Origin of the sequence: Martinezella lusitana (assembly GCF_016901135.1) — a bacterium.
Lineage (GTDB): Bacteria > Pseudomonadota > Alphaproteobacteria > Rhizobiales > Rhizobiaceae > Rhizobium > Rhizobium lusitanum_D.
In genome coordinates, this window is the sequence record NZ_JAFEVL010000042.1 from 227,935 (window position 1) to 254,514 (window position 26,580).

Annotated in this window: 29 protein-coding genes; 14 read left to right on the forward strand and 15 right to left on the reverse strand. The window is 58.1% G+C overall.

The features are described from left to right. Positions 1–205 precede the first annotated feature (205 nt). The gene (locus tag JTP94_RS15295; RefSeq protein WP_204851332.1) at positions 206–1,096 is read left to right on the forward strand and encodes a transglutaminase family protein; all 891 of its coding nucleotides are present in this window, start codon (positions 206–208) and stop codon (positions 1,094–1,096) included. Between the two features lie 551 nt (positions 1,097–1,647). On the opposite strand, the gene JTP94_RS15300 is transcribed toward JTP94_RS15295, so the two are convergent. Continuing rightward, a complete protein-coding gene (locus tag JTP94_RS15300) occupies positions 1,648–3,213 on the reverse strand; it encodes a Fic family protein (protein ID WP_204851333.1) in 1,566 nt (521 codons plus the stop codon). A 1,022-nt stretch (positions 3,214–4,235) separates the two neighbouring features. Between JTP94_RS15300 and JTP94_RS15305 the strand changes: the two genes are divergently transcribed. The 6 genes from JTP94_RS15305 (at position 4,236) to JTP94_RS15325 (ending at position 6,877) form a co-directional block, all read left to right on the forward strand. Next, on the forward strand, positions 4,236–4,499 hold the full coding sequence (locus tag JTP94_RS15305) for a hypothetical protein (RefSeq protein WP_204851334.1): 264 nt from the start codon (positions 4,236–4,238) through the stop codon (positions 4,497–4,499). A gap of 80 nt (positions 4,500–4,579) precedes the next feature. Further along, positions 4,580–4,960 carry a hypothetical protein gene (locus JTP94_RS15310; RefSeq protein WP_204851335.1) on the forward strand — a complete coding sequence of 127 codons (381 nt, stop codon included), beginning with the start codon at positions 4,580–4,582 and terminating at the stop codon, positions 4,958–4,960. A gap of 147 nt (positions 4,961–5,107) precedes the next feature. Further along, positions 5,108–5,314: a dehydrogenase gene (locus tag JTP94_RS15315; RefSeq protein WP_204851336.1), complete on the forward strand. Its 207-nt coding sequence runs from the start codon at positions 5,108–5,110 to the stop codon at positions 5,312–5,314. A gap of 14 nt (positions 5,315–5,328) precedes the next feature. Then, a complete protein-coding gene (locus JTP94_RS15320; RefSeq protein ID WP_204851337.1) occupies positions 5,329–5,574 on the forward strand; it encodes a hypothetical protein in 246 nt (81 codons plus the stop codon). 695 nt (positions 5,575–6,269) lie between these two features. Beyond that, on the forward strand, positions 6,270–6,440 hold the full coding sequence (locus JTP94_RS35925) for a Thivi_2564 family membrane protein (RefSeq protein ID WP_312038174.1): 171 nt from the start codon (positions 6,270–6,272) through the stop codon (positions 6,438–6,440). Between the two features lie 194 nt (positions 6,441–6,634). Next, the gene (locus tag JTP94_RS15325; protein ID WP_204851338.1) at positions 6,635–6,877 is read left to right on the forward strand and encodes a hypothetical protein; all 243 of its coding nucleotides are present in this window, start codon (positions 6,635–6,637) and stop codon (positions 6,875–6,877) included. A gap of 284 nt (positions 6,878–7,161) precedes the next feature. Here JTP94_RS15325 and JTP94_RS15330 read toward each other — a convergent pair whose 3' ends face one another. The 3 genes from JTP94_RS15330 to JTP94_RS15340 form a co-directional block, all read right to left on the reverse strand. Continuing rightward, positions 7,162–7,383 carry a hypothetical protein gene (locus JTP94_RS15330; protein WP_204851339.1) on the reverse strand — a complete coding sequence of 74 codons (222 nt, stop codon included), beginning with the start codon at positions 7,381–7,383 and terminating at the stop codon, positions 7,162–7,164. A gap of 233 nt (positions 7,384–7,616) precedes the next feature. Beyond that, a complete protein-coding gene (locus JTP94_RS15335; RefSeq protein WP_204851340.1) occupies positions 7,617–7,883 on the reverse strand; it encodes a hypothetical protein in 267 nt (88 codons plus the stop codon). 109 nt (positions 7,884–7,992) lie between these two features. Next, a complete protein-coding gene (locus JTP94_RS15340) occupies positions 7,993–8,301 on the reverse strand; it encodes a hypothetical protein (protein WP_246754987.1) in 309 nt (102 codons plus the stop codon). A 116-nt stretch (positions 8,302–8,417) separates the two neighbouring features. Between JTP94_RS15340 and JTP94_RS15345 the strand changes: the two genes are divergently transcribed. Together JTP94_RS15345 and JTP94_RS15350 are read left to right on the forward strand one after the other, a co-directional pair. Continuing rightward, complete coding sequence (locus JTP94_RS15345; protein ID WP_034512486.1) at positions 8,418–8,669, forward strand: DUF982 domain-containing protein; 252 nt, start codon at positions 8,418–8,420, stop codon at positions 8,667–8,669. Positions 8,670–8,732: 63 nt separating this feature from the next. Continuing rightward, entirely contained in the window at positions 8,733–8,987 is a 255-nt protein-coding gene (locus tag JTP94_RS15350; protein ID WP_204851341.1) for a DUF982 domain-containing protein, read from the forward strand. 88 nt (positions 8,988–9,075) lie between these two features. Here the strand turns inward: JTP94_RS15350 and JTP94_RS35535 are convergent, their stop codons facing one another. The 7 genes from JTP94_RS35535 to JTP94_RS15380 form a co-directional block, all read right to left on the reverse strand. Continuing rightward, positions 9,076–9,396 (reverse strand): hypothetical protein, encoded by a 321-nt coding sequence (locus tag JTP94_RS35535; RefSeq protein WP_246754988.1) that lies wholly within the window; start codon positions 9,394–9,396, stop codon positions 9,076–9,078. Between the two features lie 57 nt (positions 9,397–9,453). Beyond that, positions 9,454–9,702, reverse strand: a complete 249-nt coding sequence (locus tag JTP94_RS35540) for a hypothetical protein (RefSeq protein ID WP_246754990.1) — start codon at positions 9,700–9,702, stop codon at positions 9,454–9,456. A gap of 866 nt (positions 9,703–10,568) precedes the next feature. Continuing rightward, entirely contained in the window at positions 10,569–11,489 is a 921-nt protein-coding gene (locus tag JTP94_RS15360; RefSeq protein WP_204851342.1) for an SMP-30/gluconolactonase/LRE family protein, read from the reverse strand. Positions 11,490–11,525: 36 nt separating this feature from the next. Continuing rightward, positions 11,526–12,476 (reverse strand): ABC transporter permease, encoded by a 951-nt coding sequence (locus JTP94_RS15365; protein WP_204851343.1) that lies wholly within the window; start codon positions 12,474–12,476, stop codon positions 11,526–11,528. Beyond that, positions 12,473–13,417 (reverse strand): ABC transporter permease, encoded by a 945-nt coding sequence (locus tag JTP94_RS15370; RefSeq protein ID WP_204851344.1) that lies wholly within the window; start codon positions 13,415–13,417, stop codon positions 12,473–12,475. The genes JTP94_RS15365 and JTP94_RS15370 overlap by 4 nt, the downstream gene beginning before the upstream one ends. After that, a complete protein-coding gene (locus JTP94_RS15375) occupies positions 13,414–14,877 on the reverse strand; it encodes an ATP-binding cassette domain-containing protein (protein ID WP_409456614.1) in 1,464 nt (487 codons plus the stop codon). The genes JTP94_RS15370 and JTP94_RS15375 overlap by 4 nt, the downstream gene beginning before the upstream one ends. Positions 14,878–14,987: 110 nt before the next feature. After that, positions 14,988–16,004 carry an ABC transporter substrate-binding protein gene (locus JTP94_RS15380; protein ID WP_204851346.1) on the reverse strand — a complete coding sequence of 339 codons (1,017 nt, stop codon included), beginning with the start codon at positions 16,002–16,004 and terminating at the stop codon, positions 14,988–14,990. Positions 16,005–16,302: 298 nt separating this feature from the next. Between JTP94_RS15380 and JTP94_RS15385 the strand changes: the two genes are divergently transcribed. The 3 genes from JTP94_RS15385 to JTP94_RS15395 all read left to right on the forward strand — a co-directional run bounded on the left by JTP94_RS15385 (position 16,303) and on the right by JTP94_RS15395 (position 19,903). After that, a complete protein-coding gene (locus tag JTP94_RS15385; RefSeq protein WP_204851347.1) occupies positions 16,303–17,541 on the forward strand; it encodes a sensor histidine kinase in 1,239 nt (412 codons plus the stop codon). Further along, a complete protein-coding gene (locus JTP94_RS15390) occupies positions 17,538–18,269 on the forward strand; it encodes a response regulator transcription factor (RefSeq protein WP_204851348.1) in 732 nt (243 codons plus the stop codon). Before JTP94_RS15385 ends, JTP94_RS15390 begins: the two co-directional genes overlap by 4 nt. A 104-nt stretch (positions 18,270–18,373) precedes the next feature. Continuing rightward, positions 18,374–19,903 (forward strand): UxaA family hydrolase, encoded by a 1,530-nt coding sequence (locus tag JTP94_RS15395; RefSeq protein ID WP_204851349.1) that lies wholly within the window; start codon positions 18,374–18,376, stop codon positions 19,901–19,903. Between the two features lie 15 nt (positions 19,904–19,918). Here JTP94_RS15395 and JTP94_RS15400 read toward each other — a convergent pair whose 3' ends face one another. Beyond that, entirely contained in the window at positions 19,919–21,109 is a 1,191-nt protein-coding gene (locus JTP94_RS15400; protein ID WP_246754992.1) for a GntR family transcriptional regulator, read from the reverse strand. A 152-nt stretch (positions 21,110–21,261) separates the two neighbouring features. Then, positions 21,262–22,935 (reverse strand): GMC oxidoreductase, encoded by a 1,674-nt coding sequence (locus JTP94_RS15405; protein ID WP_204851350.1) that lies wholly within the window; start codon positions 22,933–22,935, stop codon positions 21,262–21,264. A gap of 928 nt (positions 22,936–23,863) precedes the next feature. Between JTP94_RS15405 and JTP94_RS15410 the strand changes: the two genes are divergently transcribed. Together JTP94_RS15410 and JTP94_RS15415 are read left to right on the forward strand one after the other, a co-directional pair. Continuing rightward, the gene (locus JTP94_RS15410; protein WP_204851351.1) at positions 23,864–24,154 is read left to right on the forward strand and encodes a DUF1778 domain-containing protein; all 291 of its coding nucleotides are present in this window, start codon (positions 23,864–23,866) and stop codon (positions 24,152–24,154) included. A gap of 7 nt (positions 24,155–24,161) precedes the next feature. Further along, entirely contained in the window at positions 24,162–24,668 is a 507-nt protein-coding gene (locus tag JTP94_RS15415; protein WP_204851352.1) for a GNAT family N-acetyltransferase, read from the forward strand. Between the two features lie 105 nt (positions 24,669–24,773). On the opposite strand, the gene JTP94_RS15420 is transcribed toward JTP94_RS15415, so the two are convergent. Together JTP94_RS15420 and JTP94_RS15425 are read right to left on the reverse strand one after the other, a co-directional pair. After that, the gene (locus JTP94_RS15420) at positions 24,774–25,766 is read right to left on the reverse strand and encodes an MDR family oxidoreductase (protein ID WP_204851353.1); all 993 of its coding nucleotides are present in this window, start codon (positions 25,764–25,766) and stop codon (positions 24,774–24,776) included. A gap of 48 nt (positions 25,767–25,814) precedes the next feature. Further along, a complete protein-coding gene (locus tag JTP94_RS15425; protein WP_204851354.1) occupies positions 25,815–26,570 on the reverse strand; it encodes a FadR/GntR family transcriptional regulator in 756 nt (251 codons plus the stop codon). Positions 26,571–26,580: the final 10 nt, after the last annotated feature.

Here is a 26,580-nt window from a genome sequence, read left to right on the forward strand (position 1 = left end):
GAGAAACCAAATATAAAATTGCCAGACTGTCGATCGAAGCTCGGAAAGCCTTATAAAGCAGATGCATATCGGCGACTGCCGGCGTTTATGCCTGTGATCGTCAGGCGACGTCTGCTATGGCATTGGTTCTCGCATCGCCTCCAAGCGAAAGAGGCATGCAGGTTTCATAAATAGCGCCGCCCTCGCAACTATCATCGGTGATTGGATGACCACATTCTCCGTCCGGCATATCACCTCCTATCGCTACACAAGACCGGTGGAATTTGGCGAGCACCGCCTGATGTTCAGGCCAAGGGACAGTTTCGACCAGAGGCTGTTGAGCTCCCACCTGCAGGTCGATCCGCAGCCGGAATACGTCCGATGGATCCATGACGTGTTCGGCAATTGTGTCGCCCTGGTTGGTTTTGCGGAAGCCTCGCGTGAACTTCGCTTCGAAACAACCATTCGCCTTGACCATACGCCGCACATTGCAATCGACCTTCAGATCGACGAGGCGGCCTTGACCTATCCTTTTGCATACGATCCGGAGGAAGCGCTTGATCTGGAGCGGACCATTCATCGCCATTACCCTGATCCGGGGGATGCGGTCGGCAAATGGGCGCGGCAATTCGTGCGGATCGGCCAGCCCACCGAAACCGGGCGCTTGCTGATGACCTTATGTTACGCGATCCACGAGAGCTTCATCTACGCCCGGCGGTCGGCGCATGGAACGCAGGCTCCGGTGGAAACCCTGAAGCTTCGGCGTGGAACCTGTCGCGATTTCGCGCTGCTAATGATGGAGGCGGCGAGATCGCTTGGGCTCGCTGCCCGCTTCATCACCGGCTATATCTACGTTCCCGACCGAGACGGCTCGTCGACGCTCGGTGGCGGATCGACCCATGCTTGGTGCCAGATCTACCTTCCCGGCGCCGGCTGGGTGGAGTTCGATCCAACCAACGGTATCGTCGGCAACCGCGACCTGATCCGTGTCGGCGTCGCCCGCGACCCGAAACAGGCGATACCCCTGTGGGGCAGCTACGATGGCAGCGCATCCGATTTCGACGACATGTCCGTGCAGGTGAATGTCACGACCGATGATCGCAGCGCCAGGTCTTAAGTTCCGCGTCCCTTGATGCATTTTTCCGTTTATTGCGAGCCTCGTCCAATATAAATAAAGTATCGTGCTATAAGGGTTTTCGGCTGTTTTGATGGGCGTTGCGGGTCTCCCCGCTGCAGTGGGTGCGCTGGCAACGAACCGCCGGCCGGGGGAAGGCGTTCCTCCTTCCAGATTGCGACCTTGCAAGTTCCAATTAGCGGACCATTGACTTCCAATGAGCCGAGAATGATAGCCTGTCGGAGGCGATCGAGGTTCTTCAGGAAGCGCTTCGTCAACGAAGGCCACAGCAGGCGACATTGCCAGGCAGGCCAAGCCTGGCGCTGCGGCCATATCTGGAGGCGCTAATGGACAATGGCTACGGAGATCAGGCACATAGACGTATAGTGTTGGGCCACGTAGAGTGGGCTGGGAACATCACGATATCAGCGCCGCGCTGTATCACGGTCCGGCAATCACAACATCATCGGGTGGCGCAGAGTGTCGACCTCGTTCGTCAACTGCGATGCTGCGTTCAGCCTTTCGGCGCGACGCACAAGCTTTGAACGACCGCGCTAGTATTTGGCGCTCCACGCCGATTTTTCCGGACGAGGAGGAGGTGGAGCCTTGGCCAGCTCCTCGATAAATAGCGCCAACGGGCGGATGTTCTCGTGTTGGCTGGCTTGTTCCAGGCAGTCCATGTATCGGTCGCGTTGATCCACCGGAACGACCGTCCAAGGCAGACCAGCCTCTGCCATCAGCGCGTTCATCAGGAAGCGGCCCGTGCGCCCGTTCCCGTCGGGGAAAGGATGAATGTAGGTGAAAAGGAAGGGTGCCACGAGCGCCTTCACCCTCGCATCGCTTTCCTCGGCAATGCAGTCGAACAACGCATCCATCGCGTCTGGGATTGCGGAGGGAGGAAGAGGGACGTGCGAGGATCCGCGGAGATAGACGTTGTGACTGCGGTATCCAGCAAGCTTGTAAGCCTCGATGATACCTGCCGTCACCGATGGCTGGAACATCGCCCGGAACCAGTCTTGGTGACGGTGCCAGAGCAACTCGCCTGATGGCTCGCCGGCGAGGATTAGACGGATGTCGTGCTTGACCTCTTCGAATGCAAGGCGATAGCCCTTCGCAGCCAGCGCGTTGCGCGTCTCGTAGTCGTTTGCATCCTCCTCTGGGTTCCATTCTCCTGAGCGGACGCGCTCAATGAACTCGGCTGATACCGAATAACCTTCGATCGACAGCGAGTTGAGGGCGTCGGCGATGTACCGTTGCTCAACTTCCTCCATGTATCCATCGATATCGTTTACGCGCTTGCCTTCGATATCGATGCTGTCCAGGACGTCGACGCGCATCTTGGCCCACATGTTTCGGATCCGTGTGGCGGCGGGGGCGATCGCTCTCCTTTCATCCAGCATCGTATGAACCGAGCCATTTAACGGATTTTCCTCGACCACGTTATATCCAGCGGCGCGCAGGGACGCGGCGATCGCGTCGGCATCGCGCTCGCGACCTAGGTGTCTAAGGGCTCCCGCTATTCGGCCTGCGAGCTTGCTGTGGCCGTTTGGAAGAAGCGCACGCGACAGTGTGGCGGATCCACGGATCGAACCGACTACCGAGATCACGTCGGTCTGCGCGGTGGTCCAGGTGTTCTTAGCAATGCCGATGAGAGCGTCCTCCTTGCTCATCAGTCGCATACCTTCATACTCGACTGTGGGGTCGAGTTTGGGCACCCTCAGTAGGAACATCGATGTGTTTCCGGGCATACTAATTATCTGGTTGTTAGCCGCAGGGCTTCGGACGACGACCTGGGGCATCAGGGTCCGGTTTTCTGCCCAGAGCGCAATTGAAGTTTCCGACGACAGGCACCAGTCTGAACCGAAACGGTCATCGAGGTAGCGTTGCAGGAATTCCCAGTAGACCGTGCTCCAAGCGTTATCGACCCTCCGCCTGTCGGATGGTCGAGAATTTACGGCAAGCCATCCACGCATAATCTCCTCGAGGAAACCAGTACTCAACAGGCGCTCCCGATTCCGCCTGGTCAGCTCGTCGCTTTTGATGACACCGCGAGTGCCTTCTTCAGTGACGCGCTTCAGCTCCTCAAGGGAGGTGGCTAGTAGTTCGTGGGGGGCTGGCATGACATCATATCCTTCGGGCATTAGTGGGACGCCACGCTGAAACACTAATTTAATGTAATTCTATTGCACTAATTTGGCGTAATTCTCCTACACTAATTTAATGCAATTCTCCAACACTAATTTAGCGCAACGCCTGCGTACTATTTTGATGTACCGTGGGATCGGTGGCCAGCATCAGGCCGATTTTACGAGGAAACCGAAGAGTTCACCAAGAATAGTTGCAGCTACCGATTTTAATCTTCTCAGTCGGCCCGGCCGCCTCATCTTCTCATGTGAGGCATTCACGTTTTCTATTACAAGGCCGACGGGGCTGAATGGAGAAGGTACCCGCGAGTCACGCTTACCCCACTTGATGAGGTAACACGTCTTCCAATATTCAAAAGTTGCTTCGAGACCGGTCTTGAACATGCAGAAGGGAAGCCAGCGCTCCGTACTATGCGCTATTTGATAGACGTACTTGGAGCGGTCCGATCGAGATTTGGATAGACCAGAATTCTGGCAAGATCATTAAGACACTCATCCACTTTGATTCTCACCCTGACGATTTCCCTTTTCCGTCGGGTCTCGAAATCATGGGCTATAACCGCGATCATGCGATCAAGCCCAGGGTTTCAAACTGAACCTTCGCCATCTGCATGCCGTCCGGAATTAGGCTGGCGCCCACTTGTCTTTCAACTACGTTTAAGCAAGCCGCAGTAAGGCTGGGTCGTGCGAACACCCGCGCCCCCAGTCGGAGGTTCGCACAGGGAGGTCCTTTCAATAGACCTTTTCAGCTCTGCCTCAATGCCACGAGGCAGAGCTGTTCGCCTCAGCTATCTTGCCCAATCAACGAATTTTGGCTTCGCCATCAAAGGTCCGAGATGCCTTCAGCCGGCTATCCCAATTGACCAAGAACTCATGGGCGAGCTCTTGGCACTCTTTTCGTGAACGGAGCCGATGTCTTGACGCCATCTTTGGCGAGCGATAGCTGGGGAGGTACAATGCAAGCGTTGAGGGAGGCGCTTCACTTTCGGGAGGAAAATATGACCGGCAAACCGAACAACCGTGATGCCGCCGCCCTGTCCGCCGGCGCGGTGGCGCTTTCGAATTCCGCCACGCTTGCAGCGCTCATTGGTCATCTTCGGCGGATCGGCGCGGTCAGCGCGGAAGCAGAGCGCGATCTCTATGAGAACGCCCTTCAAATGCTCGAGGAAAGCCAGGGCGATGACCACAGCGGCGTATTCGCAGCGGCTCGGGAACTGATTGCAGAGCATTTGAAACCGCATAGTTCCAAGCCGGCAAACTAGGATATGGGTTGCCAGTTCTGCAGTTGATTGTCATTTCACGAGAGGCTGAAAGAGAGTAACTTGTATGACGGAGGAAGGTCATGCGTCGCTACCTCATCGAATGCGTTCTTCAACCGGAGGAGATCGACAATCTTCAAAAGATTTTCGACGTTATCATTGCTCAACCCTGGTTCGATTTGAACGATGTCAACCGAGAGATGTTTGCGGTGGATCTGATCAAGCTCTACCAAAGTGGAATTGTTGATTGCAATATACTACGCGATCTCGCCACCTCGAGAGCCATTGCGCGCTTCGGCCGAGAAATGCCGAGGACCCCATCGGAAAATGAAAGAGAAGCCTATGAACGAGGTATCGAGGCAGGAAAACGACACCTGAACAATAGGCCTAATCCATATCCGGAAAACAGCACTCTTGCGGCTGCCTATGAGAATGGCCTTCTTGACGGTCAAAAGCTTCAATAATGCCGGCCGGCCCGATTCTCTGGCGCTCTTGACTCTTCCCTAAAATGAGAACATTTATAGAACAAACGAGACCGGACACGGTCTAGGTTTACCGACAATTTGACAAGGAGGACCGCCGTCGATCGGCGGAACGGAGACGTGCGCCAAATGAGTGCCGAAGCTGCAGCGATGGCCCAAGAGCCAGAATTCGATCCGATTGAAGCAATCCTTGCTGCGCACAGTGGTGATGCAAGGGCCGCCATCGAGGATCTCGTGCACCGGATCCAGCATCTGCGCTACCAGCTATCCCTCGCCTCCGCGGTGATGAGCAAGGGAATGACGCGAGGCTGGGGCCCGAGCCTTGACCAAACCTGAAGGAGGATTGGCAAATGGGTGACATGATTTTTCTCGACGATGCCGTCGACGTTGAACCAAAGCCGAAAGCCAAAGTGATGACCATCAGCGGAAGTGACGCGGTGGCCTTAGATGAATTCGTGCGCCATGTAAGCATCCGCTGTTATGATGAACGCTATGAACGTAGCGGAGCAAAGTCGCGCGAATTGCTTATGCATCTTGAGCGCATGCGAGACCTTTTGGATACTCTGATTGACTATCCTGAAGTCGATGATACTTGAGAAATGCCCGAGAAGCCGCTCAGCCGCTATGACGTCCTGGGAGCACCCACGCTTTCGTCATACCCACACGGTGGCTACTACGTCAAAATCGATTGCGCGCACTGCCGGGTGAAACGCATCTACGAGCCCGTGGACCTAATCCCATTGTGCGGAGACATTCCGATAAGGAGCGTTGCGAGGCGATTCCGGTGCGAGCTCTGCACCCGCAAGGATTATCTGGCGGCCGAACTGTTGAGTCCATCGGCGAAAGAACTCGTCGGTATGCCCCTCCGCAAACTTGTCCGCATCAAGCTAATTCGGAGGCCAATATGGAAAGACATGAAACTGTAGGCGCTTTCAACGGCGAGATCGGGCCGCGACGCTGGGCGTGTATAGCCACCGAGCGGTTCCCACGTTAATGGTTGAAGGCATTTATTGCGACATTATCGAGCTGATAAAAGCCGGACTTTGATGATCGCAAAATTGAGAATAGCGAAGATCCCCGATAGCGGTGGGCATGGGCAGTTAATGGTACCAGGGCAACGTTTGGAGCGGCAGCGCGGCATCTTCCGCCACGAGTGAAGCCATAGTCTCGTGTCAGGAACAAGTCGAAAGTCCACTCCTCAGAATTAAATAGAAGCCTTTACTTTAGCCAGCTGTCCCATAGTTAGATCCCCTGTTGTCGATTATATTTTTCGTTTGCGAAGGGAAAGCCGATGCTCGGTGCTTCAGTTATTATCGGGATTTTGATTACGTTCCTCGTCATCGTCCTGGTGCTTTACTTGGTCCAGCGCCTACCCCTAGATGGCCGTACACGACAGATTGTGCAGATTATCGTCATTATCATCGGCATCGTGTCACTGCTAAGATATTTAAACGTCTGGTAGCGGCTTCGATCTATACGCCCATGATCTCCAGCAGGCACCCGCAGCAAAAGCTCGACTAGCAGTTATGCTAATCAACATACGGGATTAAGCGCACGTGAACGCAACCGTCAGGACTCGTTCATGCCCCGAATATTACTTTTAAACCAACGTCCCCAGGCGACGTTGTACAAGAGCAAAATGCTCGGAGGAAATCCATGAACAAGTTCTTTATCGCTTCTGCAATCGCTCTCGCTTCGCTTGCAGCCACAAGTCTTCCGTCCCAAGCCGCTTCGGTAGAAGTTACGACAGACGGTGGCGGACCTTATTATCATCGCCATCACTATCAGGAGCGCGCCGGCTGGGATTCTGGCCGTCATCATCGCGACTGCTTCACCAAGACGGTGAAAGAATGGCACCACGGCCACAGGGTTGTATCAGAACAACGAGTTTGCCGTTAACCTGTAACTCAGGCCCGGCCTTGTGCCGGGCCTTTTCCTGAGGTGCCTGGGTCTACGCAGCCCATGCGGGCCGCTTGGACCAAGCGAAACTGGCGCATCTCGACACAGTCATACCGAACTCTTTCGCACCCTGGCTCATGATTGCCGTTTCCGACCCGCAGTCTTTCGAGTGCTCTGACGTGTTCCAGCGCTTGCGCGAATTGAATTGGCCTATTCGCGACACCGCATGGTTACGGTCACACTTCGGCCTATCGAGCCATGGTGATCCTCGATCGGGTCTGCGATCAAGGTTTACTTGAGCGGTTGCGAGGTTTGAGCGGCTTCGCGGCGGAGCTTGTCGCCCTTTCGGCTTCCTGCGCAAAGCGGGCTTGCCGTAGTCGAGCACTTTTCGATTCTCGTTGCGCTTTTTCTTTGGCGATGATTTCCCGGGCGGCCTTATCCGAATTGGCAATCTTTTCACCAGCCGAAAGTCGCTTGGTCCCGTCTTTAATCGCATCCGATGGCATATTGGCTCCTAAATGGCGGCAACAAAAAAGGCCGGAGCGAAACCGCGCCGACCTTCCTCACGTCACTTCCGATACCAGTGCCAGTACATCCGTGGTCAAAAGCAGAAAGTGACTGCAGCAATTGCGAGCAACACAAGTATTCCAGCGCTCAGCAACAGCTCATCACCTATCTAGGTGGCCAGAAAACAATAACAAGTGGACGACAGCTTTACATCCGCATCAAAGCGGGATTTTCATCGCTTGGCGTCCGCGCATGCAAATCCGATGTTATCATCGCCCGTGTGTTTTGCCGCTTCGTAGGACGCATATAAAGCTGCGCCATCGCGTAATATTATTTCGCCTTTGAGCAAATTTACTTCAATCACTTGCAATGATTTGAAAATCCAGCGCTGAACCTTTGGTCCGACCCGGATCGTCAGCGCGATGTCCGTCTCGAACGCCTCGATCAGCCGCTCGAGGATGATGGCTTGGAACTCGTCTATGGCGGTAGATTGTGTCATGCGGCTTTGTCTCCGGTCAGAATGTCTTGGGTAATAATGGTGCTGATGGCGGCGGCCGTTTTCGTCAGGCGGCCGCCTTCGCCAATAGCGAGCCGTAGAGCGCACTTCTTCACGTCCGCGAGATCCTGCGGGAAAACGCCTCAATCGCAGCCGTTTGAGCGCTCTGGGGGAAATGGGCGCCAAGAAAGCACCATACCGACCGGATCGTGACATCATCGAAGCCCGTCGGATTGCTAGTCTGGATACAGCGCACGACGAGGCCTGTGCGATCCGGAACTTTTTTGAGAAGACGAGCAATCTGTCGGCCGCCATAGACGACATTAGCCGGCCGAGACGTCTTGCTCTCGTGGTAGAGACGGACCTTGACGCCATAGCCCTCAAGGAAGCGATGTACATTGATTCCATTTTGTCTTGTCATGCTGCCCTCCCCGGAACATTCCAGCGAAAGTCAATGACACGCGAAACCGCCTCGCCAGGCGAAATGAATCGGCCTATGAGACAAGCGATAAGCATTCGCAAATTCGAGAGTTTCCGATGACGGACAGAAAATGGAGCAAGGCGGTCACGATCGCTCTTGAGAAACCCGAAGAGTGGGTGGTCATCGATACGACCCAAGCGGCCAGCTGGGCGCTCATCGAGGATTGGCCGCTTGAGGAGGCCACCGCATTGGACCGTGCCTTGTCCATCTGTGCCGACGTAATCAGCGGCAAGCGCACTCCGGAGGATGCTCGCCTCGCGTTCATCGACGCAGTCAAAGAAGCTAAGATACCGATGAAGGAGGAGTGAGGTCATCGCCCTCCCCGGAACATTCCCGGCGTCAGCAAGTTTCCTCGGCAAAGGAGAAACCAAATGGCGAGAGCATCGTGGAGCAAGCCGGTTACGGTTGAGACGAGAAGGACTGGACAACGCGTCAGCATTGGCAGCGTCGAGCGTGCCAGAGAATTCTTGCTGAACGAATGGCCGACGCTGGAAGACGGTCAAGCATACCGAACCGCGAAAGAAGCGTTGACGGATTCGTTCGAGGGCAACCTTCAACCGGAAAAGGCTCGTGAAGCGTTCCTTGCCGCGCTGAAGGAAGGTGACGTGTTTGTCTTCGAGGAATGAGATCACTACGCCCCCATAATCTGACGATATTCGGCGTCAATGACCCGCCGCCGCATCCATGAGGGCTCACCATGCTTCTTTCTCGCCATCAGCGCGCCGCCTCGATCGCCGCCGCGAACTTACGGGCGTAGCCTGCAATATCGATCGACTGATCCGTGCCGTTGATGATCTTGCGGGCGCCGATCCACTCGTCCGCCGTGGCACTGAAGAAGTCCGCAAGCTTCCTGCCGGTGAATCGGCTGTTCGTCATGCCATCGAACAGGATCTCAATGGCCTTGATCGGATCGAGCGCCGCATCCGGATTATCGGCGATGCCGTATTTGGCGTAATTATCTCGGCCGGTGATCGGCACCAGGCCGCGGCCACGATAGCGCCAACCGTCGCCGCTGATCTCGTCTCCGTTACCCATACGACTTGCATAGGCCCGGTTCGCGATGCGCTGCGGCTGACGAGCATAGGCAGCTGCTTAGTCGGCGCTGAAGTATTTCAGGAAGGTGGCAAGCAGCCGGGGCGCCGAGGAGGTTTCCGAGATGGCGCACACAGTGTTGTCCGTCTCGTGATAGGTCGCCGCCAGCATGTAGGCGAGCCAGCGGCTATCGAAGGACTTCGCCTTCCATTCGGTCAGAATGGCCCCGATGCCGTTGACTTGGTTTGCCGACAGCCGCCCGCCAAACAACGACGTACTCACAGCCGCGAAGAATTTCGCGTAATACATGTGATTTTCCCGGTTTTCGCTAAGGAGCTCGGGCCTACATGCGCGGAGCAAGGATAGGATGATTTATTGTCTAGGAGCTCACCCAGGAGTGGTGTAATATTAGCAGACGAACAAGTTCACACCCCTGACACTTGGACGTATTAAGTGAGCCGTTATTCGGTCTCCCGGTTCTGCCTTGACCTCAGGGCAGAACCGCTTCTCTATTCCAAGAGAAGGAATGCTAATGGTGTGGGACGCTTAAGGCGGCAGTATCCGGCCCGAACAGAAGCCGAGCGGCCACAAGGACGCGTATGCTCCACGCGCGGCGACGCGCTCTGCCCGAGTTCGGGACGAGTTTCGGCTTCATGAGATGTCCTAAGAAAAATGGGCGGCTTTAGATCTGGCTCGCTCTTTGCTATTTGCTCGCCTCTGCTAATGAGGCAGCGATAGTGGATCGAAGCTCAAGTAAAATGATCAAGATTCTTACACACTACGATTTCGGCTTCGATCAGTTCCATTTTTCTGTCATGCTTTAGAAGATGGATTATGATCGGAGCCATGCGATCAAACCGATGGTCACAAACTAACCGATCTTCGCGATCCGCATGCAGTCCTGGACCATGCCGGTGCTCACCGGCCTTTCAGCTCCGTTTAAGCGAACGGCAGTAAAGCTGCAACGTGCGAACACTCGCGCCCCCCAATCGGAGGTTCGCACAGGGAGGTCCTTTCAATAGGCCTTTTCAGCTCTGCCTCAATGCCACGAGGCAGAGCTCTTCGCGTTCGCCACCAGCATCCTCTAAACCCCAAGGTCGTATCGGCCGAAACACTTTGTCAACACGACCTAGCTAGATCATCCATCCTGCGATGAACGGATCAAGCAACGCAGTCTAGGGCACCTGCGCTCCTGTGGCCGCCGTGTAGACACGATACAGCGATCGCGTCGCGGCAATGAACAGCTGGTTGCGGCGAGGTCCGCCAAAAGTCAGGTTTGCGACCGTCTGCGGTATCCTGATCTTGCCGAGCAAGGTGCCATCAGGCGCGAAGCAATGCACGCCGTCGCCGGCACTCGTCCAGATATTGCCGGCGGTGTCTGCACGGAATCCATCCGGAATGCCCGCGTCGATGTCGCAGAAGACCTGGCCATTGGCGAGCTTGTTTCCGCCGATCACGTCGAACACGCGAATGTGCCGCGGGGCGTTGTTGTCATGACTTGCGGCGGAGTCGGCGACATAGAACTTCGTCTCATCGGGCGAGAAGGCCAAGCCGTTCGGCTGACGGAAATCGTCGACCATGATCTGCAGTTCGCCGGTCGCCGGGTCGAGCCTGTAGACATTGCGTGTCGCCTGCTCCGGCTCAGCCTTATAGCCCTCGTAGCCTGACAGGATGCCGTAGGTCGGATCGGTGAACCAGACGGATCCATCGGAGCGGACGACCACATCGTTGGGCGAATTTAGCCGCTTACCCTTGTAGCTATCGGCCAGGACGGTGATCGAACCATCGATCTCAGTGCGCGTCACCCGGCGGGTGCCATGCTCGCAGGATACCAAACGCCCCTGCCGGTCGCGCGTGTTGCCGTTGGCGAAATTCGAGGGAGCGCGGAAGATCGACACACTCCCACCCGGCACCCAGCGCAGCATGCGTTCGTTCGGGATGTCGCTCCAAATCAGGCAGCCGGTGTCTGCGAACCAGACCGGCCCTTCCGCCCAGCGGCAATCGGAATAGAGCTCTTCCAGACCGGCGCTCGGAACCACGAGATTGCGGAATCGCGTGTCGTATATTTCGTAAAGGGACGGTGCGTCGTTTGGCATTGCTATTTTCCTGTAAGGACCGCTGGGGGAACAGTGTCAGCGCCCACTGATGGGACGGCCGCCGGCAACGAGAATGACGGCGATGATGATGAAGCCGGTCAGAATGAGCCTTGGACCGGCGCCGAAGCCGTATGTGTTCAGCATAGAGACGACCAGAAACATGAACAGCGATGCGCCCCATATGCCCGGGACATTTGAATCGCCGCCGGCGACCGCTGTGCCGCCGATGATAACGACGGCGATCGACATCAACAGATATTCGGCCCCCATATTGAGAGCTGCGCCACCGGAGAAACTGGCGAGAAGATAGCCGCAGATCGAGGCGAGGATGGCGCAGAGCACATAGGTCGCAAGCCGTGTTCCATCGACCGGAATACCGGCCATGCGCGCCGCAAACATGCTCTGTCCGATCGCCGAGATCCAGCGGCCGTAGATCGTCCTCTCCAGCAAGACCCAGGCAAGCGCGGACAACAGCAGGGCGACAAGGGCGACATTCGGAATGCCGAGCACGCCCGAGGTGGTGAAGTCTGCCAGTTGCTCGGGCGGCTTGATGCGCAGCCCGCGATTGCTCCAGATGGCCGCCGACTGGATGATGAAGCTCATCGAGAGGGTCGCGATGATCGGCGGAATGCGCAGCAACTTGATCAGGGCATAATTGCCGATCCCGATGCCGAGGCCGATCAGGATCGACACCAGCAGGCCCGGCACGATCATGCCGTCCTCGACATTCATCAGCTTCAACGCAATCGTGCCGGCAAGCGTCATGGTGGCCGGCACCGAAAGATCGATATTGCCAGGCCCGAGTGTGATGACGAACATCTGGCCGATGCCGACGATGACGGAAAAGGCGGCAAAGGTGAGTGCGGCCTGCGACAGGCCGATCGAACTGGCGCCGCCTGTGAAAAGCACCGTGATGATCCACACGAGGATGGCCGCGACAAAGGACCAGATCCAGGGTTTCCGGCCGAGCGCGCGAAGAGCGGTCATGATTGTTTCTCCCGCTTTTCGACACGGTTGAGCAAGAGCCGAAGGGCCAGAACGATGATCAGGATCGCACCCTGCGCACCGATCTGCCAGTCCGGCGAGATCCGCAGGAACGAGAGGAAGGAGCCCGCCAAGGTCAGCGTCAGCGCGCCGATCACGGCACCCATCGGAGAGACGCGCCCGCCCGTGAACTCGCCGCCGCCGAGGATGACGCCGGCTATCGACAGCAATGTATAGCGCAGCGCGATATTCGCATCCGCGGAGGTCGTAAGGCCCACGAGCGCAATACCGGCCAGCACAGCGAAGAGACCGGCCAGCGCGTAAGCCGCTGCACGCAGGCTGACGACAGACCAGCCCGCACGCTGCAGCGAGCGCTGATTGCCGCCCACACCGCGGATCAGGACACCGAAGGAGGAGCGCATGACGATCAGGTGGGAAATCAGCGCAATGACGACGCTCGCGACGATTGCCATGGGAACGAGCGGCGGTTTGGAGGTCATCAGCCAGCGCGCCCAATCGGGCGCGGTGCCGCCTGGTGCCGGCAGCAAAAGGACCGCCAGACCGCCCCAGACGAAGCTCATGCCGAGCGTCACGACGATCGACGGCAGATCCCTGATGTAGATGACGATGCCGATCACGGCATAGACGGCAATCGCCGCAGCCAGGATGAGGATGCCGATGAGTGGGGAGGATTGCAAATAAGTCGCCGCCACGCAGGCGGTGAAACTGACGAAGGCTCCCATCGACAGATCGAGATCGTTGACCGACATGATCAACATCTGGGCGATTGTCGCGAGCGCAATCGGCACGGCGAGATTGAAGAGCAGATTGAGGCCGATATAGCTCATGGCTCGCGGCTGCAGATAAAAGACGGCGACGAGCAGGACGGCAAGCGAGAGTGCCGGGATCAGCAGGCGCAGGGTGGCGGAGGATGGACGGCTCATGCGCCTTCTCCGGCAAATGAAGCGGCCAGCACGTTTTCCTCGGTGATTTTGTCCCCGACCAGTTCCGCGACAATGGCGCCATTGCGGAAGACATAGGCGCGATCGCAGAGACGGATCTCGTCCATTTCCGTCGAGTACCAGATGAAGGTGCGCCCGGCCGACGCTTCGTCGTTCAGTATCCTGTAGACTTCCTGTTTGGTGCCGATATCGACACCGCGCATCGGATCATCCATCAGCACAATCGGTGACGTGGTCGCCAAGGCGCGGGCGAACAGAACTTTCTGCTGGTTGCCGCCCGATAGCGACAGGATGCCGTTTTCCATGGCCGGCGTGCGGATTTCGATGCGGCCCTTCCAGTCGGCCCCCAGGCCTTCTTCCCGCTGTCTATTGACGAGGTACTTCTGCGAGAGTTCACCGAGCGACGCGATGCTGAGGTTCTTCAAAATGCTCCACAGCGGAAAGGTGCCGTTCAGGCTTCTGTCGCCGGCGACGAAGGTGATCTTGTCCTGCCTGCCCGGCAGCCAGTTGTTCGAGAGCGACCGATGGAGATCGAGCAACATCTCCGTCTGGCCGTGGCCGGCAAGACCGGCAAGGCCGATCACCTCGCCCTTGCGGACCGCGAAGGCAAGACCCTTACCGCCGCGCGCAGGCAACGCAAGAATGGGAGATGCCGCAACACCCTCTCCGTTCCTCACCTTGCGATCCTGTTCCTTGATGACACTGCCCATCGCCTGCACAAGGCTGTGCACCGTAAAATCCTGAGCGGCGCGATCGGCAACGACACGGCCGTCCTTCATGACCAGGATGCGGCTCGCGGTCGAAAGGATCTCGCCAAGGATATGCGAGATCAGCATCACGGCGCCGCCTGTTTGAACGAAAGCCCGGACATAGGCCATCAGTTGCGCCGCCAATCCGGCATCGAGCGAAGAGGTGGGCTCGTCCAGAATGACGAGCTTCGGCTCTTCCCCCACGACACAAAAGGTAATCGCGATCTCCACCATCTGCCGTTCAGCGATGGAAAGTTCGCCGACGGTGCGCATGACGTCGATCTTGTGGCCGGCGAAAATCTCGTCGAGCTTGGCGCGGATGATCGCGGCCGCCTGCCGCCGCCAGTTCCAGCCGGCGAGGCTGCGGTGAACGACCCGCATGTTCTCGACGACGGTCAGGTTGGGCGCAAGCGATAGCTCCTGGAAAACGCAACGAATGCCATGCGCACGCGCAGCGTTGATGCCATGAACTTTATCGTCGCCCTCATAGGCGATTGTGCCCTCGTGCGGGCTCAGACCGCCATTGATGACGTTGACGATCGTCGACTTGCCGGCGCCGTTGTGACCGACAAGACCGATACATTCACCGGCAAGAATTGTAAGATCGGCGCCATCAAGCGCCTTGACGGCACCGAAATGCACCTTAATGCCGCGGGCCGAGACGACCGCTTGCCGCTCGGCATCCTGTCTCATCGAAGCATTGTCTTTGACTGCAATCATGGATCGTCCGGTCGGGCGTTGCGTCTGGCCAGCGCCGCCTTCTCATCGGGCGGCGCTGGTCTTAAATAGCAGGCTGATATCGGCTACTTTGCCGTCGCGATGGCCTTCTTGGCATCGTCGAGCGTGTATTCGACATTGGCGACGCCGCCAGCCTGGGTCGTGGCAAGGTTGGTTTCGAGATTGTCCTGGTCGATGCGCAGGAACGGCACGACCAGATCCTTCTTCACCTGTTGGCCATCGAGGATCTGCTGGGCGACCCAGAAGGCCAGCGTCGAGACGCCGGGCGCGATGGAGACCGACATGGTCTCGTAGCCGCTGGCGTCCTTCTCCTTCTTCCACCAGGCAAGTTCGTCCTGGCGGTTGCCCATGACGATCGTCGGCATCGGGCGCTTTGCGGCGGCAAAGGCCTGGGCAGCACCATAGCCGTCACCGCCCTGGGTCACGACCGCGGCGATGTCGGGCAGGCTCGGCAGGATGCCGGCGACAGCGCGTTGCGCCACATCCTGTGCCCAGTCACCATGCACCGAGCCGACGATCTTGAACTGCGGATATTTGGAGGCCGCATCGTGGATGCCGGCCGAAATCTCGTCGTCTACGGAAACGCCGGCAAGCCCGCGAATTTCGAGGATGTTGCCGCCCTTTGGCATCTTCTTGGCGAGATATTCGATCTGGCTTGCGCCCATCGCCTTGAAATCGACCGCGATACGCCAGGCGCATGGTTCGGTGACGATGCCGTCGAACGAAACGACGACGATCTTGGCATCGCAGGCTTCCTTGATCGCGCCGTTCAGCGCGGTCGGCGATGCGGCATCGATGACGATCGCATCATAGCCCTGCAGGATCATGTTCTGGATCTGGGCGGCCTGCTCGGTCGCCTGGTTTTCTGCCGTCGTGAACGGATCGGCGGCGGCAACGACGCCCGCTTTCACGGCCTCGCCGGTCACCTTCTGCCAGCTGGTGAGCATGGCTTGGCGCCAGGAGTTGCCGGCATAGTTGTTCGACAGGGCAATTTTCTTGGATGACGTATCTGCAAAGGCAGCAGCCGGCACGGCAACACACGCGATGACGGCGGACGCCAGAAGCATCTTGGTAATATTCATTTTTTCCTCCCAAAGAGCCTGTACTTCAACTTCCAGGCCAAGATTTTCGAACGCGCTCCTCAACGAACGATCGAAAATAATATTTGCACTGAAGGTTCCCCTGTCAGTAGAAACAGGATGTCCGAGATTGTGACGCTTGTATAGGCGCTTAAAGGGCGGGACCTTGCGGGATCCCGCAGAAAAGATGCGCAAGTCCGCAGGACGAACGACTTTGTTCGGCGCTTAATAGCGTTGGAAATCTGCATGCTGCGATCGATCGGAGGAGTAGAGGTCGACGTATTGCCTGGGAGGGCGTGTCTTGCGCGATCTGGCGCCACAATCGGTCTTTGACCATTACCTCAACATTTCGAGGCTTATAGCCGGCCGGCTTGATTTTCACTCCGTCATCCAGGCTGTCGCGGCCGAGATCAGCCATGTCATCCCGCATGATCACCTCGACGTCTGCATCATCATGGTGGACGAGAAATTCCATACGGCCTACGAAAGCGGGATGGAGACCGATTGGGGCAAGCGCTTTCCAGCCCCCGTCAGCAACAGCCCCATTCGCACGCTTCTTTGGGGCGAGACCGACCATCTGCTGACCGATGACGCCTGGAGCGATCCACAATTCCATTTCCAAGGTGCTTTCTCGCACCCGATCTTCCATCAATCGCTGCACAGCCGCCTGCATGTCCCCCTCAAAGTGCAGGGTCATGTCATAGGCGCGCTATCTTGCTCCAGCCATCAGATGGGTTTTTACGACATGCAGGATGTCGAAAGCGCACGCGCGATTGCCGATCTGCTCGCTCCGCACTTCTTCGCCATCCGCGCCGCAGATCAGGCGAAACGATCCGCTATCGTCGAGGCGGAGGCGCGAGCTCGCGAGGAAGGCCTGCGGCTCGGCGCGCTGAAACTGACGGAGGCGCTTGAGGCGGAGCGCCAACGCATCGGCATGGACCTGCACGACCAGATCCTCGCCGATCTCACTCGCCTTTCGCGGCGGCTGGAGCGGCTGGCGCGCCAGCCTGATGTCACGGGCGAGGCGCTCGAGCCGCTCTTCCGGGGTCTGCAGCACAGCATGCACGATCTTCGCCAGATCATCGAGGAGGCAAAACCCTCGGTCCTTCAGCTCTTCGGCTTTGCCCAGGCGGTGGAAAACCACCTCGAACGGTCGATCCAGGAAAGCGGGGCAACGCTGGCGTGGACCCTGAATGACGAGACCGGCGGCGCCATCGACTGCCTCGAACAATCAGTCACCATTGCGCTCTTCCGCATAGCGCAGGAAGCCATCAACAACGCCATCCGCCATGCGCAGGCAAGCAGCATTGTGGTTCATCTGAAAGGCGCCGAAGGGGCCGTCACCATAGACGTCATCGATGATGGTCTGGGGCTCGGTAATGCCCGCAAATTATCTGGCGGCGGTATCGAAAACATGAAGACGCGGGCGCGTTTGATCTCGGCGCGTTTCGCCGTCAAACCGGCAGGGGCATCCGGAGGAACACTGGTCAGCGTCAGCCTGCCCGCCAAGGCGCAACCCGTCGGAGGAGCTGCGGCATGAAGGTCCTGATCATCGAGGACGATCCTCTTCATCGTTCCTATCTGCACGAGGCCGTCCGCGCCGCCCTCCCCGAATGTGACGGCGTGGTGGAAGCCGAAAACGGCGGTGCCGGTGAACGACTGGCGCGCGATTGGAAATCCGCCCATATCGTCATGGACCTGCAGATGAGCCCACGCAACGGCATTGAAGCGGCGCGCACCATCTGGAAGGAGCGGCCGGAAACGCGCATCCTGTTCTGGTCGAACTATTCGGATGAGGCCTATGTGCGCGGCGTCTCGCGCATCGTGCCGGTCGGTGCAGTCTACGGTTATGTGCTGAAATCGGCCTCCGACGACCGGCTGAAGCTCGCGCTTCGCAGCATCTTCATCGAAAGCCAATGCGTGATCGACCGCGAAGTGCGCGGCATGCAGCAAAAGAGCCTCGGCAACATCAACGGCTTTACCGAGGCCGAATATGAGATCCTTGTCGACATCGCGCTCGGCCTCACCGATCGGGCAATCGCGCACAGGCGTAGTCTGTCGGTGCGCAGCGTGCAGAACCGGCTGCAGCAGCTCTACGTCAAGCTCGGCGTTTACCAGCCGCTCGGCAACCAGGGCGATGACGGCCGGTTCAATCTGCGTGCGCGGGCCGTTGCCGTCGCGCTCCTTCGAAAGCTGCTCAATCACAACGCGCTGGAGCGGGCCGAGGCGGATCTGACCACCTGGCTTGCACGCCAGCCGCACAACTGATGGAAAGAACTTTGCCGCTGGCGTCAATCACGCTTGACGCCCTCCCCGTCGAATGATTGTCTATTGCTAGCAATAGACATTAATCCAACCTCACGGAACCTTTCATGTCCGCCGTTTCGCCTGTCATCCTCCTTAATCCCATAGACGACGTCGCGGTTGCCCGCGCGATGATCCGTGCCGGGAGCCCGACCGGCATCGAAGGATTGATCGCCGCCGAGCAAATCCCGCGCGGACACAAGGTGGCGGTGCGCGATATCGCCGCCGGTCAGGAAATCCGTAAATTTGGCCAGCCGATCGGCATAGCGACACAATTCATTCCGGCGGGAGGCCATGTGCATCTGCAGAATCTCGCCGTCATCGAATCCGACCATCCCTACCAGTTCAGCGTCGATATCGAAGAAGCAGGCATGCTGCCTCGCGAGGACTGTCGCACCTTCATGGGCTTCGATCGCGGCGCCGGCGGCGTCGGCACCCGCAACTTCATCGGCATCATCACCACGGTCAACTGCTCGGCCACCGTCTCGAAATATATCGCCGAACACTTCAACCGCACCGGCGGCCTGGAAGGCTTCGACAATGTCGATGGCGTCGTCGCACTCACCCATGGCGGCGGCTGCGCCATCAACACCAATTCCGAGGGCTATCGCTATCTGGCGCGCACCCTTCAGGGCTACGCGCGCCATCCGAATTTCGGCGGTATCCTGATGATCGGGCTCGGCTGCGAAACCAACCAAATCGCGCCCATTCTCGAGCACTACAAGCTCGAAGAGGGAAACCGGCTGCGCACCATGACCATTCAGGATCTCGGCGGCACGCGCAAGTCCATCGCCGCCGCCTCCGAAATGATCCGTGACATGCTGCCCGAGGTCAACGCGGCCAGACGGACCGCTCAGCCGCTTTCTGGTCTGAAACTGGCGCTCGAATGCGGCGGCTCGGACGGTTACTCGGGAATCTCGGCCAATCCGGCGCTCGGCTATGCCTCCGATCTTCTCGTTCGCAATGGCGGGACATCGGTTCTTGCGGAGACACCGGAGATCTACGGTGCAGAACACCTGCTGACGCGGCGCGCTGCGACACCGGCAGTTGCCGAAAAGCTGCTCTCAAGGATCGACTGGTGGCGCGACTATACGCGACGCAACGGCGCCGAGCTCAACAACAACCCATCCTACGGCAACAAGCTCGGCGGTCTCACAACCATTCTGGAGAAATCACTCGGCGCGGTCGCCAAGGGCGGCACCATGCCACTGAAGGCGGTCTATGAATATTCGGAGATCGTCGACAAGACCGGCTTCGTCTTCATGGATACGCCGGGCTACGATCCGGTTGCCGTAACCGGCCAGGTCGCGGGCGGCTGCAACGTGATCTGCTTTACAACGGGCCGAGGATCGGTCTCGGGCTTCAAGCCGGCTCCCTGCATCAAGATCGCCACGAATACCGAGATGTACAACCACATGCGCGAGGACATGGACATCAACTGCGGTGACATCGTCAGTGGCGAGGATACGATCGAGGCGGCCGGCGAGCGGATCTTCGAGGACATCATTGCTGTCGCCTCCGGCAAGAAGACGCTGAGCGAAACCTTCGACTATGGCGACAATGAATTCGTGCCCTGGCAGGTCGGTGCCATCACCTGATATTGCACGCATACGCTAGGCGATGAAGCTATAGTCATCGGGCTGATAATGCGCGCGGATATAGGCGGCGCGCGCCTGGACATTCGGCTGGGAGTTTCGGATGTGGTCGCGCATCGCCTTGCGCAACCCCTCCTCGTCGCGTCTCCGCATCATCTCGAATACACCGATATGTTCGGCGAGAAACGGCTCGTATTCCGGCATCTTGATGCGGATGCCGACCACATGCTTGCTGAGCGTCAGGATGCAATGCGTGCGCTTGAGGATGCACAGGAACTCCTTGTTCGGGCAAGCCAGGAGGCTGCGCAGATGAAGGTCGAGCTCCAGCTCGTACATGGTCGAGGCCGAAACATCGGGATAATCAGCAAGCGCCTTCGATAGCCGCGCCAGCATCATGCCGATATGATCATCCGAAAGGCCGCCCAAGGCGCTTGAAAGCGCGACTGGCTCGATCTGCTCACGCACCTCGTAGAGATCGCGGATACGCTGGCTGTCGAGCGGCACGATCGACCAGCGGAAATTGTCGTCCTTTTCCGTAATGCCGAGCGTTTCGAGCTTCAGGAGCACATCGCGCGCTACCGCGCGGCCGACCCCGAAATGCCGCGCGAGCTCGTTTTCATTGATCCGGTAACGGCCGAAAAACGAGCGGTAGACGACAATGCGCTCGACGTTTTCATAAAGCGCCTGCCAGGCAAACATCGGCCTGGCATCGGCCTCGATCAGCTTGCCGAGATAGTCGGCCAGCTTCTCCCGCCTGGGCGGCGTTCCCGACGAGCCGACGACAAAGCCGCGACCGTCGAAGCGATTGATCAGACCATCCTCGGCCAGCATTTGCAGCGCCTGTCGCACAGGCGCGCGGCTGCTGCCGACAATACCGGCAAGGGCAGCCTCGGTCAGCACGATCCCTTCCGGCACGGCACCCTCCAGGATTTCAGCCTTCAGTCGCCCATGAAGCTCCTCATAAAGGCTCTTCTTGCGCGGACCACCGCCGCCCTCCAAGTCCGATATGCTCATGCCGCCCATTTCCCTTGTGCGCAGTTGCTGCCATTTCGCTGAGGAGCATCGCACAATTGGGAGGAAGGCAACAATCCCGGAAAGACCGTCGTGCAGGGCAGCAACGCGCGACAGGACATTCTTGCCGACCGAGGTGACGGCACCGATGATGGTGTCATAAGTGACTCGCGTTTCGTTGAGAGGAGTGCCGCGCATTTCTCGACCATCTAGCGATCGTACAGGACCGGTGCGAAAAAGCCGGACACACCCTTCTGCCCGATACTTTCTCGTCGAGCAGCGCCGAGTTTCACGTAATTCTCAGCTGCCCGATCAGACGCGCGATACCCAGCAAGACATCAGCAAATGCTTCATGGGATACTCAGAGGCGATCCCTTTTGAGGCTGCAAACGGCTGCTCGTCGACAAATCCGCCGCCGTGGTGCTTTGACGGCGGGCCTCAGTCGCGAGATGTTCGGCGAGTCTGACGGCGAAGGCGACGGCGGGAAGCGTGGGGTTAGCTTGTCCGGATGTAACGAAAACGGAGCTACCGGCGATATAGAGGTTAGCGATGTCGATGACGCGACAGTTGTGGTTGACGACGGCGTGGTTGCGGTCCACACCCATCCTGGTCAACCCGATCTGATGATAGCCGTCTTTGGCTTGTGCGGCGATATGCTCTTCAACATTTTCGGGAGCTGCGTCGAATATCAGCTTGCCTATTTTGCGCTCCTTGAGCCAGCGATCGAGGGCGAGATGTGCTTGGAGCGTCCCGCGAAAATCCTGAGGCAAATATCGGAATGAGACCTCGAGCTTGAACTGGCCATCCTCATCTTGCACGGGCTTGAGGAAGGCGCGGTTTGAACTGCTGGGAATTTGCTCGCCATGGTAACGAAGGCCGTATCGCATGTCTGGCCTGCGCAGCAGAACATATGGTTCGGCCAAACTGTATTTTTGGTGAATCAGCCCCAGCGCGGAACGGGTCGCGCCAAGGGGATGGCGCAGCATATTATGCAACACATTATAGTAACGGGATCGATCGGCTTCGCCCCATGTCGCCTTGTGGACGACGGTCTTCCGGCTGTTCCAGAGATATAGCAGCGAGAGCGCCGCGTCGACCTCACCTACGGCGGCCCTCCGGTTTGTCGGCCAAAAAGCGATATTTGGCAGTTCGAGAGCCCGTTGCACCTTGGGGGCGGGTTGAAACCGGTTGCACACGAAGGTTCCGGTGGATGTACGCTTAAAAAGATACCGTTCGGCATGCTCCCTGGTGGCGAATTCGATCTGCGCGATCTGCCCAGCGAGGTGTCCCATGTAGAAACGCCCGAGCGGCCCATCGCTTCCGCCGAACAATTGCGGAAACGCAACCTGAAGGTTCAGCAGCAGCCGGGTATTGCCCCTGCCGCCACAGGCCAGCACGTAGTGCTCGGCGCACACCTTGTACGAACCACCGCGGCAGGCAATCGACATGGAACGTACCCGCCCCTCCACCGGGTCGAACACCAGAGCTTTGACCCTCGCGTCTAGGGCGACGAAGAGGTTCTGCGAAGAAGCGAGCTCGGCCCTGTTGGCTCTCGCTGTGTTGCGTATTCGTGTCCAGCTTTCGCGGGATGTTGGAAAATCAGTCTCCGGTTCCGGTTCTAGTTCCGATCGCTCGCCGCCGACATTGCTGCTCAAAAGAGATCGCGCCCGCTGATAGAAAGGCGAAATCTTTTCGTGAGCAATAGGCCAATCGGAGTGTGCGACATAATCTCTTGCTTCGAAGTCTATATCATCAAGCTCAACGCATTGCCCACCCCATCGTTCGGACGTGCCGCCAAGTCCGGTGGCCGAAGTAAGTCGGTCCGCAGCGTGATAGACATCGTCTTCTATGTCGAACCCTGTTTCGTTTTGTCGGGGTCGTTTCGATCGCTTCGGCCCGGCTTCGATAAGCAGCGTTCGTATGCCGCGCCTGCTCAATTCCAGCGCAGCGGCAATACCGACCGGGCCTCCGCCCGCGACGCACACGTCAAACGCCTGTTGAAAGACCTCCAAATCCGCAAACATCTGCCCCCCCAACTTTCGAACTAGTGTCCTTTTGGCAGCAGCCACGATCCCCTTACGTCCCCTTGCGGCGCTGCGAATCGGTCTTTGCGCGGTCGCCAGCGGATGGAAAGTGGAGACGCAGACCTGGTGGAGCACGCTAATGCTTCACCATCCGCAGAACAATGTCGCCTAAAGGAGAATGAATTTTGCTCGTCACCTCGGGCAAAAGGATTAGTGACAGCTATGCACGCTCTACAATCCCGGTCATCTTCCAGCCGAAACAATGGGCATCCGCAATGGCAAACCGAAGATGGACGTTGCCATGAAAGAAAACATCTTGTTCAATTTGATGCTCCCAACATCGCGATCACAGTTTTGGCTCCGTTCTCGTGAGCGATCCTCCGGGACCCGCGAACAATGCGGTACTTTGGGGAGATTATCTCTTTGCGAGCGTGGCTATCGCCAGAGACTTGCCGCAGTACCCAGTCACGAAAGGTGCGCATCGTCACCAAAACGAGGATTGCTCCGTGTCGAGGAGATGGCGTGTGAATTGAGACGCTGATGTTGGTGCCAAACGGTGCGATGTCGCTTTTTAAGTTCGTAACGCGTGGTCATTTCGTAAGCCCTTGAGTCGTAATCTGATACAGATTATCTCGTTGCGATAGCCTTCCGCGTTTCACGCAATCTCGAAATCATCAAATGTGGGTCAAACCTTATTTCCCCTCGGACAAGAAATCTCTGATCATGCGCCCCAAGAGAGCCGGTGAGCACCCGCATTCTCGCGAGCTTTCAAGCCGCGAAATAATCCAGGAAATTGCTACGAATGATCTGGCCAACTTTTATACCGAGCGCCGCGGCTCATTGAACTCCTTTGACAAGTGTCCCAATAGATACCCCTATTGACGCGCACGGCATTTTGCCGTACTTTTCCGCATGAAAGGATACAGCTATGCCGCCCTCTGCCCATTCCGTCAGGCCTCCCCGTGAATTGAAGAAAGACCGGATCGAACTGCGTGTTGCCGGCTCCGCAAAGGAGTTGATCCAGCGCGCCATGGCGGTGTCAGGTTTGACGGCCGGCGATCTCGCCTATGAGGGCGCGCGTCGCGTGTTGGAAGAACATCAGCGCATGGTACTGACAGGTGCCGATCGGGACGCTTTTCTCGCCGCCGTACTCGATCCGCCTGAACCTGCCGACAAGCTGGTGGCCGCCCTTCGGCGGCACCGCGACCTAGTGGGCTGACTGGCTCATGGGGTTTGCTATCGCGCCCTTGGACAAGGGTCACGATCGAAAACAATTCACGTGCGGGCAGTCCGATCTCGATGATTGGTTCCAGCGTCGTGCCAGCCAGGACGACAAACGCAACATCGCGCGGGTGTTTGTCGCAACCGACGACGAACTTGGCGTCGTCGGTTTCTACAGCCTCAGTTCGTTCACGTTGGCGATCGACGATCTTCCGGAAGAGATCGGACAGAGGCTTCCCCGCTACGACGCCATCCCAGCAGCACTGATCGGCCGACTGGCGCGCGATCTTAGGGCGCGAGGTCGAGGCATTGGTGAACTATTGTTGGCTGACGCTGTGCGACGTATCCTCGGCGCCAGCCGTTCCGTCGCAGTATTCGCGATCGTTGTCGAGGCAAAGGACGCGGCGGCCTCAACCTTCTATGAAGGTTTTGGGTTTCGGTCCTTCCCTTTGCGACCACGGCGACTCTTTCTATTGGCCTCAACAGCGGTGGCGGCTTTCGAGAAGATATAGGGATGGCGACGAGTGCGATGATGGCCGCCGAACGTCGCGCATATCGAATTCCCTCTGGCCACATGCGCAGCCCTCAGTAGCGCGGCAGGTGGCCATAACCAGGTGTCAGGTGATCTCCACGACTATGCGACCGCGGATGCGACCCGCAACGATATCTTCTGCTATTTTCGGCAACGCGGACATCGGCTCAATCCGCGTTAACGCCTGCAGGTGTACAGGGTTTAGGTGCTGGCCGAGGATCTGCCAGGCACGTTGGCGTTTTGCAACGGGCGCCATGACGGAATCGATGCCGAGCAGTGCCACATTGCGCAAGATATGCGGCAAGACCGTTGCCGGCAGATCGGCGCCGCCGGCAAGACCGCAGGCAGCCACCGCGCCCCCGTAGACCGTCTGGGATAGCACGTTGGCAAGCGTCGTGGAGCCGACGGAATCGATTGCGCCCGCCCAGCGCTCTTTCTGCAGCGGGCCGCCCTTCTCGCTCAGCGCCACGCGCTCGACGAAGCCTGAAGCTCCCAGCGCGGCGAGATAATCATGAGTTTCGGGCCGCCCAGTCGAGGCGATTACCTTATAGCCCTTGCTGGCCAGCAGACTGACGGCAACCGAGCCGACCCCGCCTGCCGCTCCGGTGACCAGCACTTCCCGATCATCCACGCTGATCGTTCCCCAATCCTCCAGAGCATTGACGCAAAGCGCCGCCGTATAGCCAGCCGTTCCAATCGCCATCGCCTGTTCCAGCGAGAATTCCTGCGGCAACGCGATCAACCATTCCGCCTTGACCCGCTGGTAACGGGAATAACCGCCCCATTCGGTCTCAGAGAGACCCCAGCCGTTCAGAACGACCTTGTCACCCGCAACCCATTTGTCCGAGCGCGACTCGACGACGATACCGGCAAGATCGATGCCGCCAACCATCGGCGTGCGACGCGCAATCCTCCCCTTACCGGAAAGCGCCAGACCATCCTTGTAGTTGACAGTGGAAAACGCGACTTCGACCAGAACATCGTGGTCGGGCAGATCGGCCAAGGTCAACTGCCGGAAACCAGCCTCCGGCTTACCGTTAACCGTATCGATTACCATTGCCCTGAAAGAATCAGACATAGAATTCCCTTGAATTTCAATGCTTCTAAGGATGTGAGCCGATCGGGTTCAGGACTGCGCCTGCTCGCTCGCACGGCGGCCGCGCGCATCGAGTGCGGCACTATAGCTGTCACGCACATAGGTGAGGAGATTTGTGAGCGCCACCGTCGCCTCGCTGACATCGCGATTGCTCAGCGCCTCATGGATCTGTTGGTGGAAAACAACGACCTGACGGCGCTCTCGCACCCTGAAGACGATCATGTTCGTGATCGGAATGAAGGATTCGATCACGATGTACATCATCAGCTTCAAGGGGCCGTTGCCGGTCGAGTCGACCAGGGCCCGATGGAAGCGCACATCGGAAGCACAGAAATCTTCATCGCTGATGTCCTGATCCCGCTGCAGGGCGATTTCGGCGGCCATGGCCTGCAATCCCTCTTCGCTGCGGTTTTCGCAAGCAAGCCGGCAGCAGATCGTTTCCGTCTCAAGCCTTGCGGTAATGATTTCGTCGATATCGAAAGCGCCGATGCCGACGAGAAGCGTCGCTGCGCCGGTAATTGCCTTCGACAGACCTTCCGGATCGGGGCGCATCACAAAATTGCCACCGAGGGGGCCACGGCGCGAATGAATGAGATTCTGCGCCGCCAGGCGCTTCAACGCCTCGCGTACCGTCGGGCGGGAAATCCCGAAGCTCCTGGCAAGATCCTCTTCCGTCGGCAGCCGCTCGTCGATCTTGAGGCGTCCGTCCAGGATCGCGGACTTGATGTTCTCGGCAACCTGCTTGGCGATGCCAGATCTTACCACTTCGTCATATCTAAGATTCATAGAGCTCCAT